This is a genomic window from Ruegeria sp. D3 (assembly GCF_056534465.1).
On record NZ_JBQFPK010000004.1, the window covers coordinates 23610 to 38034 of the forward strand.

The following is a 14425-nucleotide window of genomic DNA, read 5'->3' on the forward strand; positions in this document are numbered from 1 at the left end:
GGCTTCATGAGCAGCACTCCTCGATTCATCCACCTTCGTGTTCACACAGAATATTCCCTGCTGGAAGGGGCCGTGCGGCTCAAAAAGCTGCCTGGCCTGTGTGAAAAGGCCGATATGCCCGCCGTCGCCGTTACTGACACCAATTCGATGTTCTCGGCGTTGGAGTTTTCCGTGACCGCCAGCGGGGCCGGCGTGCAGCCGATCATGGGCTGTCAGGTCGATCTGACCTACCTGCAAGCGCAGCCGGGGGAAAAGCCCAAAGCTCCCGCGCCGCTGGTGCTACTGGCGCAGTCTGAGGTGGGGTATGAGAACCTGATGAAGCTGAGTTCCTGCCTTTATGTGGACAAGGGCGGGCAGTTGCCGCAGGTCACATTGGAGGAGTTGACGGATCGCTCGGACGGCTTGATCTGCTTGACCGGTGGGCCGGACGGGCCTGTGGGGATGCTGCTGCAACAGGGCCAGCGCCCAGCGGCTGAGGCTTTGGTGGATCGGCTGGCCGGGATGTTCCCGGATCGGCTGTATGTCGAATTGCAGCGCCACCCGGGCGAGGGTGGCCAGCCCGAGGCCGAACGCCTGACCGAGCGTGGCCATGTCGAGATGGCCTATGCCAAGAACCTGCCTCTGGTCGCCACCAATGACGTCTACTTCCCGACCACCGACATGTATGAGGCGCATGACGCGCTGATCTGTATCGCCGAGGGCGCCTATGTCGACCAACAGGACGGCCGCCGCCGCCTGACAGCCCAACACTATTTCAAGTCGCAGCAGGAAATGGTGACGCTGTTCGCCGATTTGCCCGAAGCGATTGAGAACACGGTCGAAATCGCCAAGCGCTGTGCGTTCATGGCTTATCGCCGCGATCCGATCCTGCCGAAATTTGCCGATGATGAAGTGGCCGAACTGCGCCGCATCGCCAATGAGGGCCTGCAGAAACGTTTGGCCGTGATCCCGCATGCGGTGACGCCCGAGGAGTATCAGGAACGGCTGGATTTTGAGCTTGGCATTATCGAAGGGATGGGCTTTCCCGGCTACTTCCTGATCGTTGCCGACTTCATCCAATGGGCCAAAGATCACGACATTCCGGTGGGGCCGGGGCGGGGCTCGGGTGCGGGCTCGCTTGTGGCCTATGCGCTGACGATCACCGACCTTGATCCGTTGCGGTATTCGCTGCTGTTCGAACGGTTTCTGAACCCGGAGCGGGTCTCGATGCCCGACTTCGATATCGACTTCTGCATGGATCGCCGCGAAGAGGTGATCCGCTATGTTCAACAGAAATATGGCCGCGACAAGGTGGGGCAGATCATCACCTTTGGTGCGCTGCTATCCAAGGCCGCTGTGCGTGATATCGGGCGGGTGCTGCAGATGCCCTACGGGCAGGTGGACCGCCTGTCCAAGATGATCCCGGTCGAGGGCGTAAAGCCTGTTTCCATCGAAAAGGCTCTGAAAGACGAACCCCGCCTGCGCGAAGAGGCGCGGAACGAAGAGGTGGTGGACCGGCTTCTGACCTATGGCCAACAGGTCGAGGGGCTGTTGCGTAACGCTTCGACCCACGCGGCGGGGGTGGTGATTGGCGACCGGCCTCTGGACGCGCTGGTGCCGCTGTATCAGGATCCGCGATCCGACATGCCTGCGACCCAGTTCAACATGAAATGGGTGGAACAGGCCGGGCTGGTTAAGTTCGACTTTCTGGGCCTGAAGACGCTGACCGTGATTCAGAACGCGATGGATATCATCTTCAAGTCCGGGCGGCCTTTGCACATCGCGGCGGATGGCACGGAACTCTATGAACCCGCCGATGGGGCCGAGAACCAGATCAATGCCATCCCGCTGGACGACGAGGCGACGTATAAGCTCTATTCCGCCGCCAAGACGGTGGCGGTGTTCCAGGTGGAATCCTCGGGCATGATGGATGCGCTCAAGCGCATGAAGCCGACCTGTATCGAGGATATTGTCGCCCTTGTGGCGCTGTATCGTCCCGGCCCGATGGAGAACATACCGACCTATTGCGAGGTCAAGAACGGGTTGCGGAAAATTGAATCCGTGCATCCGCTGATCGACCATATCCTTGAGGAAACACAGGGCATCATCGTTTACCAGGAACAGGTTATGCAGATCGCTCAGGTCATGGCTGGGTACTCCCTTGGTGGTGCCGACCTGCTGCGCCGCGCGATGGGTAAGAAGATCAAAGAGGCGATGGATGCCGAACGCCCCAAATTCGAAAAGGGCGCGGGTGAAAACGGCGTGGATGCCAAGAAAGCCAGCGAGGTTTTCGACCTGCTGGAGAAATTCGCCAATTATGGCTTCAACAAATCTCACGCGGCGGCTTATGCGGTGGTCAGCTACCAGACCGGCTGGCTGAAGGCGAACCACCCGGTCGAGTTCATGGCTGGTGTCATGAACTGCGATATCCACCTGACCGACAAGTTGGCCGTCTATTTCGAAGAGGTCCGCAAAGGGCTTGAGTTGCCCTATGTGCCGCCCTGCGTGAACCGATCTCAAGCGACCTTCGATGTGGTGAACGGAGAGCTTGTCTATGCGCTGGGCGCCTTGAAAAACGTGGGCGTTGAGGCGATGAACCTGGTGGTCGATGGTCGCGCGGAAAAGCCCTTTGTGAACCTGTTCGATTTCGCCCGCCGGGTTGATCTGAAAAAGGTCGGCAAACGCCCGTTGGAAATGATGGCGCGGGCGGGCGCGTTCGATCAGTTGGACAAGAACCGCCGCCGTGTGTTCGAAAGCCTTGATCCGCTGGTGCAGTATTCGGCGGCGATCCACGAACAGAAGAACTCGAACCAAGTGTCGCTGTTTGGTGAGGCGGGCGATGACCTGCCCGAACCGCGCCTGTCGCCCACGCCCGATTGGTTGCCCGCAGAACGGCTGAGCGAGGAATTCAAGGCCATCGGCTTTTACCTCTCGGGCCATCCGCTGGACGACTATATGCCTGCGCTGAAACGCAAGCAGGTCATGACGCTGGACGAGGTGACGGAAAAGGCACGTTCGGGTCCGTTCATCGCCAAGATGGCCGGTGTTGTTGCCGGTCGGCAGGAGCGGAAATCGGCGCGCGGCAACCGGTTTGCCTTTGCGCAGCTTTCGGACCCCAGCGGTGCGTATGAGGTCACGCTGTTCTCGGAAACGTTGGAGAAATCGCGCGAGTATCTGGAAACTGGCGCGCAAGTTGTATTAACCGCCGAGGCCACAATGGAAGCTGATCAGCTGAAACTGCTTGGCCGCTCTGTCGGCCCGGTGGATACGGTAGTGGCCGAGGCGGGTGCGACCGGCCTGCGCATCTTTGTGGACGAGGAACAGGCCCTGCCTACCGTGGCCAAAGTGCTAGAGGACGCGGTTGGCGCGGCCAAAAACGCCGCGCGCGGGCCTATCCAATTGCTGCTGATGGCGCCCGGATTGCCCGGCGAGGTCGAGATGGATCTGGGCCAGAACTTCCCCATCAATCCGCAAATTAAAGGCGCGATCAAATCGCTGGAAGGCGTGATGTCGGTCGAGGAGTTCTGACCCCGCCTTTTGTTGCCAGACACAATCCCTCGGGCTAGGCTGGCTTTGGTCGGTTTCGGGCCAAAGGAGGGTTTGACATGGTGATTTTAGGTCTCGGGTTCAGAACTGTTGCGCTTGCTGCTGTGGCGTCCTTGGCATTTGCCTCGGCAGGGGTGGCTGATGACAAGAAGAAAAAGCAGACAATCGAAGGTGCGCTCATCGGGGCCGGTGTCGGGGCGTTGGTCGGAGACGGCAAGGGCGCAGCAATCGGCGGCGTAGCTGGTGCGATCATCGGGCATAACTGGAAATGAGAGCCATGATGAACACCTCCAGACTGATCCTAAGCGCCGTGCTCTTAATAACGCCAACTTTCGCTGCGGCGGATGAGGCGGCTGAACAGATGGTGCAGGATGCATTGCCAGTGATGCATTATACCTGCGCGTCGATTGCCGAAGAGGCAGACGGAGACGAAGCCTTTGTCGTAGAGGTCGTCGGGAAAATGACGGCCCTGTCGCTATATAACCGTCAGATCAATATCGAAGATCACGCAACGACCGATGAGGAAAAGGCCCAATTGCGTGAAGCCTTCATAGCGGCGCTTTCCGAAGGCTGCGCTGCGGACAAGAACGCTCTTTTGGGAGGTGTGGTCGACAATGCGGTGAAAATGACGCTGGGGTTATAAGCAGTCAGTAATGCGGCGGGCGTTCGTCTCCGAACACGACCCCACCTGATCCTTCCTGCGCCCGTTCAGCCTCGCGCTGCAACAGCATCTCGACACGCCGGGTCAGGCGATCGATCTCACTCTGTTGGGTTGTAACGACTGTGTTCAGCTCTTCGACCGTGCGGGTCAGGTGGGCGATCTGCTCTTCCAGATGCTGCATGGGGCTCTCCTTTGAGCGTGGTCATAGCGGCGCTTTGACCTCAACACCAGTGAAAGCGCGCCTTGCCCCGATGCGGGCCATGGGATAGACCGCGCGCGGAACATGAACCGCAAGGACGCCCCACATGGCCAAGCCCAAGAAACAGCCCCGCCCCAAGGCCGTCACGCCGAAAGGGTTCCGCGACTATTTCGGCCAGGAAGTCTCGCAGCGCACCGAGATGCTGCGGACGATTGCGGATGTCTATCATCGCTACGGGTTTGATGCGCTGGAAAGCAGCGCTGTGGAAACCGTCGAGGCGCTGGGCAAGTTCCTGCCCGACGTGGATCGCCCGAATGAGGGCGTATTTGCGTGGCAGGAGTTTGACGAGGGCGGCAACGGTGACTGGATGGCACTGCGCTATGACCTGACCGCGCCACTGGCTCGTGTCTATGCGCAGCACCGCAATGATCTGCCGACGCCTTATCGCCGCTATGCGATGGGGCCGGTCTGGCGGAATGAAAAGCCGGGGCCGGGGCGGTATCGTCAGTTTTATCAATGCGATGCGGATACGGTGGGCACGGCCTCGATGGCGGCAGATGCCGAGATTTGTGCCTTGCTGTCGGACACGTTGGAGACCGTGGGTATTCCGCGCGGCGACTATCTAGTGCGGGTGAATAACCGCAAGGTCCTGAACGGTGTGTTGGAGGCGATGGGTCTGGGCGAAGACGCGGCCGCCCGCGACAACGTCCTGCGCACCATCGACAAGTTCGACAAGATCGGCGAATCCGGTGTGCGTGAGTTGCTGACCACAGGCCGACTGGATGCCTCGGGCGCGTTCATCGACGGTGTAGGCCTCAGCGATGATCAGGCCGAGCCAGTGATTGCCTTCCTGACCTCGAAGGCTGCGGATACCGCCGGAACACTGGCCAACCTGCGTGCTGCCGTGGGCGACAGCAAGATCGGCGCGGATGGGATTGCCGAGTTGGAACAGATCGGCGCTCTGCTTGATGCGGGCGGCTATGGTTCGGACCGGATCGAGATTGACCCCTCGGTCGTGCGGGGCCTAGGGTACTATACCGGCCCGGTTTATGAGGCCGAATTGACCTTTGAGATTTTCGACGAGAAAGGCCGTAAGCGGCAGTTCGGATCGGTTTCGGGCGGAGGTCGCTATGACGATCTGGTCAAACGGTTTACCGGGCAGGAAGTGCCTGCGACCGGCGTGTCCATTGGTGTCGACCGGTTGCTGGCCGCCCTGCGCGAAAAGGGCCGGATAGCGGCGCAGGCCACCGGCCCCGTGGTTGTGACCGTGATGGACCGCGACCGTATGGCCGATTATCAGGCCATGGTGGCCGAGCTGCGAAATGCGGGCATCCGGGCCGAGGTCTATCTGGGCAACCCCAAGAACTTTGGCAATCAGCTGAAATACGCAGACAAGCGGAACTCTCCCATCGCGGTGATCGAGGGGGGCGATGAAAAGGCCAGTGGGATCGTGCAGATCAAGGACCTGATCCTTGGGGCCAAGATCGCCGAAAGCGCCACGCTTGAGGAATGGAAAGAACGCCCCAGCCAATTCGAAGTGCCGCGTAGCGATCTGGTCGCCAAGGTACGCGAAATTCTGGACAGTCAGGACTGACCCATGCCCAACCGTTCCCAGATACAAGCCCGCGCTGCGATGATGCGCGTGAGGTTCGAGGCCGCAGGCGCACAGGTCGTGGACCCTCCGCTGCTGCAACCGGCCGACACGCTGCTGGACCTTTATGGTGAGGATATCCGCGCGCGTGCCTATGTGACTACGGACGCGCTGCGGGGCGAGCAGATGCTGCGCCCGGACTTCACCCTGCCCGTGGTGCAGATGCACATGTCCGACGGGGCCGAGCCTGCCCGATACACCTATTCAGGCGAGGTATTCCGCCGTCAGGAGCATGACCCTGATCGCTCGAATGAATACATTCAGGTCGGCTACGAAGTGTTCGACCGCAACGATCCTGCAGGCGCGGATGCTGAGGTGTTTTCGCTGTTCGCGCTGCAATTGCGAGGGCTGCCTTTGCGCGCGGCGACCGGGGATATCGGCATCCTGACTGCCGCTGTCGAGGGCCTTAAGACCACGGACCGGCGCAAGGCGGCGCTGATGCGGCACTTGTGGCGGCCTCGTCGCTTCCGGGTGCTGCTGGACCGCTTTGCCGGTCGCAAACCGGGACCTGAAGGGCGCGACAGCCTGTTGGATGCGGAAAATCCGCTGGATCCGGACATCCCAATGATCGGCAAGCGCCGTGCCTCCGAGATCGAAGCGCGGATCGCTGCCTTGCGCGAAGATCGCGACACACCGCCTATCTCCGACAACGAACTGGTTGGGCTGGAAACCCTGCTGAACGTGCGTGAGACCATGCCCTTTGCGTTGGAACAGCTGCGCGACGTGGCGGTGGATCTGCCGCAGATCACTCCGGCGCTGGACCGGCTTGAAGCGCGGATTGCCTCACTGCAGGCCCGTGGCGTGGATGTGGAACGTCTGGATTTCGAGGCCGCCTATGGCCGCACCTCGATGGAATATTATGACGGGTTTGTCTTTGGCTTCTATGCCGAAGGCCGCCCTGATCTGCCCCCAATCGCAACCGGAGGGCGCTATGACGCGCTGACGCGGCAGTTGGGGAACGGGGCCGAAATTCCGGCGGTGGGCGGTGTCATCCGCCCCGACCTGATGCTTGAGATCGAGGAGGACGCGCGATGAGCCTGAAACTGGGCGTGCCCTCGAAGGGCCGGTTGATGGACAAGACCTTTGGTTGGTTCGAAAAGCGCGGCATCACTCTGTCGCGCAGCGGATCGGACCGGGAATATGCGGGTAAGGTCGAGGGCATCGACGGGGTCTCTCTGATCCTGCTGTCTGCTGGGGAAATCCCGCGCGAACTGGCCGCCGGGCGCATTCATCTGGGTGTCACCGGCATTGATCTGGTGCATGAAAAGCTGCCCCGCTGGGAACAACAGGTTGAGGAGATCTCGCAGCTTGGGTTTGGCAAGGCCGACCTGATCATCGCGACACCTGCTTGCTGGGTTGATGTAGACACGCTGGATGATCTGGACGCGGCGGCAGCGGCGTTTCGCAAGACCCACGGGCATCGGCTGCGGATTGCCACTAAATACCACCGGTTGGTGCGCGAGTTCCTGACCGATGCGGGAGTTGCCGATTACACTCTGGTCGATAGCCAGGGCGCGACCGAGGGCACGGTGATGAATGAGACCGCCGAGGCCATTGCCGATATCACATCTACCGGCGAGACGCTGCGAGCGAACCACCTCAAAATCCTGACCGACGGGATGATCCTGCAATCGCAGGCAACCCTGTGGCGCAGCCGGGTGGCGAAATGTGACCCCGAGACAAAGGCCACGCTGAACGCATTGCTGGATCGTCTGCGCTAAAGCACGCCGATCTCGGCCAGCGCACGGTTCAGATCGTCGGGCAAGGCATCGTCCTGTTCGCGCCCTTCCGGCAGGTCGGCGGGGGTGTCCTCGGGTTTGAGATAGCGCCAGCCCTGAAATGGGCGTTTGAGCGCCGTCTGGGTGCGATAGACCTGCGGGTCCAGCACGATGGCGCAACGGCGAATGCCGTCCTCGCCCCGGACCTCATCCAGACGCAGGATGCGCTGACGGCATTGGATTACGCCCTTGATCACCCAATAGATTGATCCGCCATTCAGAATTTCGGCCTCGCGCTTTGGCCACATGCGGGTGACATGGCGCGGGCAGCCGTCCTCGTAAAGCGGTCTGCGACTGTCCTGCCACGCCATCAGCGTATCAACGCTTTCCGATCCGACGGACAGTTTGATGAGGTTTACATACTTATCCACAGCTTTCCCACAGAGTCGTCCCAAGGCCCACCTTTATATTGTAGCTCGCTATGCGACGTCATCAAGGTGTTGTGGTTTGGATGTGAATTGCGGTAATCTGGATACCTCTTTCAAAACAGGGAATCACCAATGAGCCGCTTTGCCGCCCCCATCGCCGAGCAGATCTGGGACATGAAATACCGCTTTAAAGAAGCGGATGGCACGCCCATCGACCAGACGGTCGAGGATAGCTGGCGACGCATAGCCCGCGATCTGGCGCGGGTCGAGGATGACGCGGCCCATTGGGAAGATAAGTTCTACGCAGCGCTGGAAGATTTCAAATATCTGCCCGCTGGCCGCATCACTGCGGGTGCAGGTACAGCGCGTCAGGTGACCCTGTTCAACTGTTTCGTCATGGGCACCGTGCCCGACAGCATGGGCGGTATCTTTGACATGCTGAAAGAGGCCGCGCTGACCATGCAGCAGGGTGGCGGGATCGGGTATGATTTCTCGACCATCCGTCCGCGCGGGGCCGATGTCAAGGGCGTGGCGGCGGATGCTTCTGGCCCGTTGTCGTTCATGGACGTCTGGGACGCGATGTGTCGGACGATCATGTCCGCAGGCTCGCGTCGTGGGGCGATGATGGCGACTATGCGCTGCGATCACCCTGATATCGAACAGTTCATCACAGCGAAATCTGACCCCGCGCGCCTGCGCATGTTCAACATGTCGGTTCTGGTGACGGATCCGTTCATGGAGGCCGTCAAGGCCGATGGCCCGTGGGAACTGGTCTTTGGTGACAAGGTTTATCACACAGTTCAGGCACGCGATCTGTGGAACAAGATCATGCAGGCCACCTATGACTATGCCGAGCCGGGTGTGATCTTCATCGACCGCATCAACAAGGCCAACAACCTGAGCTATGTGGAAACCATCGCCGCGACGAACCCGTGTGGCGAGCAGCCCTTGCCGCCTTATGGTGCGTGCCTGTTGGGTTCGATCAATCTGGCGCGACTGGTGGCGGACCCGTTCGGGGATACGGCGCATTTGGATGAGGCCGCCTTGCAAGAGCTGGTCGCTACGGCTGTGCGCATGATGGACAATGTTGTGGACGCGTCGAAATTCCCGCTGGCCGAGCAGGAAGCCGAAGCACAGGACAAGCGCCGGATTGGGCTGGGCGTGACCGGGTTGGCCGATGCGCTGCTGATGTTGGGTTTGCGCTATGGGTCAGACGAAGCGGCGCGTCAGACGGAACGCTGGTTGCATGCGATCGCCCGCGCCGCCTATCTGGCCTCGGTCGATTTGGCGAAGGAAAAGGGCGCGTTCCCGCTGTTTGACGCCGAGAAATACCTGGCCAGCGGCACCATGCAGCAAATGGATGAAGACGTGCGTGACGCGATCCGCGAACACGGTATCCGCAACGCGCTGCTGACCTCAATTGCGCCGACAGGGACGATTTCGCTCTATGCAGGGAACGTGTCTTCGGGGATCGAGCCGGTCTTTGCCTATGCCTACACGCGCAAGGTGCTGCAGAAGGACGGTTCGCGCACCGAGGAAGAAGTAGTAGATTATGCCGTGCAGATGTGGCGCGACAAATTCGGCGATGTAGCTTTGCCCGATTATTTTGTGAACGCGCAGACGCTTTCCCCGTCTGACCACGTTAAGATGCAGGCCGCCGCGCAGAAATGGATCGACAGCTCGATCTCGAAAACCATCAACTGCCCTGAGGATATCAGTTTTGACGCCTTCAAGGATGTTTACATGCAAGCCTGGGATCAGGGCTGCAAAGGTTGCACGACCTACCGCCCCAATGACGTGACCGGGTCGGTTCTGACTGTCTCCGAGAAGGACGACAAGGTGCCGGGCGAAAGCGCCGATGCACCGCATGAGGTCGACGGGGGCGAGGTGGTTTACATGTCCGAACCGCTGGACCGTCCGCAGACCCTGGAGGGGTCGACCTACAAGCTGAAATGGCCCGACAGCGAACACGCGATTTATCTGACCATCAACGATATTGTGATTGGCGGTCGTCGTCGTCCGTTTGAGGTGTTCATCAACTCCAAGAACATGGAACACTACGCCTGGACTCTGGCGCTTACGCGGATGATCTCGGCCGTGTTCCGTCGTGGAGGAGATGTGTCCTTTGTGGTCGAAGAGCTGAAAGCCGTCTTTGATCCACGCGGCGGTGCGTGGGTTAAAGGCAAGTACATCCCTTCGATACTTGCTGCGATTGGCGGCGTGATCGAGCAGCACCTGATCAATATCGGTTTCCTTGAAGGCGAGGGCATGGGGCTGAAATCAGATCCGCAGGCGCAGGTCGTCAATATGGATGCTCCGCGTGGCAAAGCGTGCCCGTCCTGCGGGCAGTTCGACATGGCAATGATCGAAGGCTGCATGACCTGCCGCAGTTGCGGCCACTCTAAGTGCGGATAAAATTTAGACTGCTGTGGAAATGCGAAAATCAGCGTCTGTTTGCAATCTAACCAGCTAAAACTGCAACTTTGATCGTCAAAACTTTGCCACTGCATTTGAGGCAGTGGCAATTTCAACGAAACCGGGTTGTTTTGCGGAATATCTGCGCCTTGGCGCGCGCTCCGCACAAAGCTGGCGTGCGAAAGGACGCATTTTTTGCGCCGGTTTGGGTTTCGTCCGGGCACGAAGGGGTGGACGGGCCGGTATCCAGATATGACTTTCTTGCTTCGTCCGACCTAACGGCTGGTTAGCCCTGGGTTCTTGAAAGCAGGGAAACTTTGCACCCGATGCACACCGCGCTCAGTCTAACCGACCTTAATGTCATCGCGCAGGCGGCTCGCCGTAATCTGGGTGTCGCGATGTTGCCTTTGGACATGGTAGACCGTGAGTTGCACTAGCTGCAGGTCACAGGTGCCACACCTTTGACGCGGGATTTGTTCGCCGTCTATCCCAACCGCCGCCTGTTGCCAGCGCGGGTCAGGAAGCTGATTGATTTCATGACGCCCGGCTGAACCTACCACTCAATTGCGACGCCATCGCGAAAGAACCCTCCGGTCGGACCGTCATTTGGCAAGGTAGCCGCCCAGACAACACCCTTGGCGCCCTCGGAAACCGGACGCCCCCCGCCGCCCATATCCGTGGCAACCCAGCCGGGACACACGGCATTGACGAGAATGCCCTGAGGTTTCAGCGCTGCAGCGGTTTTGATGGTCAACGCGTTCAGAGCCGCTTTGGAAACGCCATAGCCCGGCGTTCCGGTGGACATACCGGTCAGCGACCCCGCTCCAGAGGACACGTTGACGATCCGGGCATCCGTTCCTCGTTTTAAAAGTGGCACCGACGCAATCGTGGTATCCCAAGGGCCGAAAAGGTTCGTATCAAACGCTTGACGCACCCGGTCAAGATCGGCGAGGTGGACCTCTTGGTCGGTGTCATAGTCCACGCCCGCATTGTTCACCAAGACATCAAGGCGGCCGTAGACCGATTCAACCATCAAGAAGAAGGCAGCCGCGACAGAGTCCGGACTAGAGACATCCAGTTGCAAGGCTTCCGCCCCATATCCGATTTCATCCGCAGCAGCTTGCCCTTTTGCCAGATCGCGTGCACTGATCAGAACCTTCATCCCATAGTCATGGGCCAATTGCCGTGAGACTTCTTTGCCGATACCGCGATTGGCGCCGGTCACGAGTGCGATGCGCTGGCTGGTCATGGTCCTTCCTTCAATTCGCTTCAGCGGCGCGCTGGCCGGCAATAGCCACAAGCCCACGGTCACCGGATTCCCAGATTGCCGTCATGGTCATCGATGTGACAAGCCAGCGGTCGTATGATTTCTCAAGCTCATAGTCATAGCGGCCACCCAGCACCCACAATCCGTCATCAAGACGATGGGTTGCTGTGAAATCAGCCTGTGCCGTAGCGGCTGTATCGGTCAGAGAGGTGATGGTGTGATTGGTCACCATATGATGCGTCGCGTCGAAACCGGGCAAGAAAGCGGACCAACCCGCCACAAGCTCATCTGCGGGTTGCGTAACCGCGTCTCCGCCCCAGAGGCTGGTGTAATCCGTCGTGACGGTATCGGCAAACGCGCCGCGCACACGGGTCCAGTCGTGGCGGTCAGCGCCTGCCGCGATGTCGGTAATGGCGGTCGAGATATCGGCTTGCTGCTCGGCAAAAGCTGCGGTTCCGATCATAGAGACGGCTGCCAGGGTCGATGTAAGTTTTCTACGCATGAGGATGCTCCGAATAGTTGAGGGTGGACGCCGAACGATTGCTCGGCGTCCCGACAGGTCTTAGTTGCTTGAACTGGCTCGGAAGTGGTCAGCGACGGTGTCGGCTGCGCGGGTGACATCCTCGGGATTGTCGTAGAAGTCGAACTGGGTCACATCCTCCAGCCATTGCGCGGTCGCCTCGCCTTCGAAGCCGGCAAGGAAGGTCTGAACGCCCTGTGGGATCGCCGCGCTTTCCGAGTGCACAATGGCCAGCGGTTTATCCAAACGCTGCGGATTGTCGGCGGGATGATAGGTCAGCCAGCCTTCCCAGCCCGCATTGTTCCACTTGTCGTCATATTCCGGGATCGCGCCACGGTCGGCCTCATAGTAGTATCCGCCGATTGGCATCAGCACGCCCTCGGCACCCTCTGGGCCTGCGGCAGGAATGATCTGGCCGCCAGCGGCCTCGGCGGCATGGGACACTTCAATCAGCCCTGCGACACCTTCTGCACCGCCATAAACCGCCTCAACGATCTGGGCGTTCTGCAACCAAGGTGCAACCAGACCCAGCCGCTGAACCAGCGGATTGCCAGAGACTGCATCGACCATGTACCCGGCCGAGGCGCAGATCCCCAGGCCGTTGATGTGATCGGCGTCCACCTCGGGCAGGGTCGCGACGAATGCGATCGCTGCTTTAATATCCGATGTCTTCGCCTCTGGGCTTTCGACAAAGCGCACTTTGTTCGGCAGATCACCCGATTTGCCCCAACCGCGGAAATCAAAAGTGAAGGCGGCAAAGCCGCGCTCGGCCATTTCTCGGGCATAATTCGCAGGCATCTGTTCCTGAACCGAGGTCCAGGCCCCGGTCACGACGACGGTGGGCAGCGGTTCAGATCCGCGCTCTTCCGGCAGGTACAGCGTGCCGGACAGCAAAGCGCCTTCGTTCTCGAAAGTAACGGTGCGGGTTTCAACCTGCGCAACAGCGGCTGTCGAAGCCATCAATGCAGCGGCGGTGGTCAGAGCGAGGGTGTTCATAGCGGTATCTCCCAAAATTTGTCTGGATGGGCACAAGCCCGATGACACCTGAGATACGTTGTCGTAAGCAGGGATACTTGCACCGGACTGCCGCGTTTTTGAAAGATCCTGCTTTAGGCAACATTCGCCGCGCGGAAGGCGCGCGGGGTCTGGCCCACCACCTGTTTGAAACTGCGTGTGAAATGCGCCTGATCTGAGAAGCCACAGGCCAAAGCGATATCCCCCAGGGGGCGAACTGGGTCTTCGATCATCTTCATCGCCTGCTCGACCCGGTAGGCCATGACATATTGCATAGGGGTCGAGCCCAGCGTTTCCTTGAAAACCCGCGCAAAATGCGAAGGGCTCATACCCGCCTCAGAGGCCAATTGATCGACGGTGATTGTCTGATCCAAACGGTCCTGTACATAGGACAGCACCCGTTGATAGTGCTGCGAGGTAAAGCGCGAGGACAGCTCAACCTCTTCGGCGCGGCGTTTGCCGTATTTCTGTAGCAGTTTGACGAGAAACACCCTGCTCATAGCTTCAAACATCACGGCTGAGGACATGTCGTCCGTTGCCAGCGCATCGCGCAGAATGACACCTGCGGCACATAGGTCAGGATCGGAAAACTGCGGCAGATCGCGAAACTGTTCAGGTGCCAGCAGTATACCCAGCTCAGACTGCGCAAAGTGCTGGACCTTGTCCGGATGCAAGGTGATTACGATCACATCGGACTGCCCGTACCACCGCCATCCCGACCGCATACCTGCCGGGGTCACGATGACCTCGTCCTTGCAAAAGGTGAAATCCCGCAGCGTGCCATCCCGCCAGTTTTGCACGCGATGCCCCTTCTCCTGCAGGTTCAGAAGGACGTGGTGTTCTGCAAACACCTCCTCTGGCATCCGATCAGGTTCGGCCCGAAAATACCGCACTGACATCAAACCAGCCGCCGAAGGGCGCTGCATCGCATCACTGTTCAGCAACGGTTCTGACGGATAGATATCAGCGTATCTTAGGGGCAAGGACGGCTCCGGCTGGCAATATTCGATATGTGGGGTCTGCGCGC

13 protein-coding genes are annotated in these 14425 nt (G+C 59.7%); 7 read left to right on the forward strand and 6 right to left on the reverse strand.

From position 1 onward, the window contains the following. Positions 1–6 precede the first annotated feature (6 nt). The 3 genes from dnaE to ACR0DX_RS06995 all read left to right on the forward strand — a co-directional run bounded on the left by dnaE (position 7) and on the right by ACR0DX_RS06995 (position 4168). Positions 7–3507 carry a DNA polymerase III subunit alpha gene (gene dnaE, locus ACR0DX_RS06985; protein WP_170352271.1) on the forward strand — a complete coding sequence of 1167 codons (3501 nt, stop codon included), beginning with the start codon at positions 7–9 and terminating at the stop codon, positions 3505–3507. Between the two features lie 77 nt (positions 3508–3584). Next, positions 3585–3797 (forward strand): YMGG-like glycine zipper-containing protein, encoded by a 213-nt coding sequence (locus tag ACR0DX_RS06990; RefSeq protein ID WP_170352272.1) that lies wholly within the window; start codon positions 3585–3587, stop codon positions 3795–3797. A gap of 8 nt (positions 3798–3805) precedes the next feature. Then, entirely contained in the window at positions 3806–4168 is a 363-nt protein-coding gene (locus tag ACR0DX_RS06995) for a hypothetical protein (protein ID WP_480845604.1), read from the forward strand. 4 nt (positions 4169–4172) lie between these two features. Here the strand turns inward: ACR0DX_RS06995 and ACR0DX_RS07000 are convergent, their stop codons facing one another. Next, entirely contained in the window at positions 4173–4367 is a 195-nt protein-coding gene (locus tag ACR0DX_RS07000; protein WP_170352274.1) for a SlyX family protein, read from the reverse strand. Between the two features lie 124 nt (positions 4368–4491). On the opposite strand from ACR0DX_RS07000, the gene hisS reads away from it, so the two are divergent. The 3 genes from hisS to hisG are packed head-to-tail and all read left to right on the forward strand — an operon-like array spanning position 4492 to position 7757. Further along, a complete protein-coding gene (hisS, locus tag ACR0DX_RS07005) occupies positions 4492–5979 on the forward strand; it encodes a histidine--tRNA ligase (RefSeq protein WP_170352275.1) in 1488 nt (495 codons plus the stop codon). 3 nt (positions 5980–5982) lie between these two features. Next, positions 5983–7071, forward strand: a complete 1089-nt coding sequence (locus ACR0DX_RS07010; protein WP_170352276.1) for an ATP phosphoribosyltransferase regulatory subunit — start codon at positions 5983–5985, stop codon at positions 7069–7071. After that, positions 7068–7757, forward strand: a complete 690-nt coding sequence (gene hisG / locus ACR0DX_RS07015; RefSeq protein ID WP_170352277.1) for an ATP phosphoribosyltransferase — start codon at positions 7068–7070, stop codon at positions 7755–7757. Before ACR0DX_RS07010 ends, hisG begins: the two co-directional genes overlap by 4 nt. On the opposite strand, the gene ACR0DX_RS07020 is transcribed toward hisG, so the two are convergent. Continuing rightward, positions 7754–8185, reverse strand: a complete 432-nt coding sequence (locus ACR0DX_RS07020; RefSeq protein WP_170352278.1) for a DUF1489 family protein — start codon at positions 8183–8185, stop codon at positions 7754–7756. The genes hisG and ACR0DX_RS07020 overlap by 4 nt on opposite strands. Before the next feature lie 129 nt (positions 8186–8314). On the opposite strand from ACR0DX_RS07020, the gene ACR0DX_RS07025 reads away from it, so the two are divergent. Next, positions 8315–10597 carry an adenosylcobalamin-dependent ribonucleoside-diphosphate reductase gene (locus tag ACR0DX_RS07025; RefSeq protein WP_170352279.1) on the forward strand — a complete coding sequence of 761 codons (2283 nt, stop codon included), beginning with the start codon at positions 8315–8317 and terminating at the stop codon, positions 10595–10597. A gap of 553 nt (positions 10598–11150) precedes the next feature. On the opposite strand, the gene ACR0DX_RS07030 is transcribed toward ACR0DX_RS07025, so the two are convergent. The 4 genes from ACR0DX_RS07030 to ACR0DX_RS07045 form a co-directional block, all read right to left on the reverse strand. Continuing rightward, positions 11151–11846, reverse strand: coding sequence for an SDR family oxidoreductase (locus ACR0DX_RS07030; protein WP_480845609.1), 696 nt, complete (start codon positions 11844–11846; stop codon positions 11151–11153). 10 nt (positions 11847–11856) lie between these two features. Beyond that, on the reverse strand, positions 11857–12366 hold the full coding sequence (locus tag ACR0DX_RS07035) for a nuclear transport factor 2 family protein (RefSeq protein ID WP_170724369.1): 510 nt from the start codon (positions 12364–12366) through the stop codon (positions 11857–11859). A gap of 60 nt (positions 12367–12426) precedes the next feature. Beyond that, positions 12427–13380 (reverse strand): alpha/beta hydrolase, encoded by a 954-nt coding sequence (locus tag ACR0DX_RS07040; RefSeq protein ID WP_170724368.1) that lies wholly within the window; start codon positions 13378–13380, stop codon positions 12427–12429. Between the two features lie 113 nt (positions 13381–13493). Beyond that, positions 13494–14381 (reverse strand): helix-turn-helix domain-containing protein, encoded by an 888-nt coding sequence (locus tag ACR0DX_RS07045; RefSeq protein WP_170352283.1) that lies wholly within the window; start codon positions 14379–14381, stop codon positions 13494–13496. Positions 14382–14425: the final 44 nt, after the last annotated feature.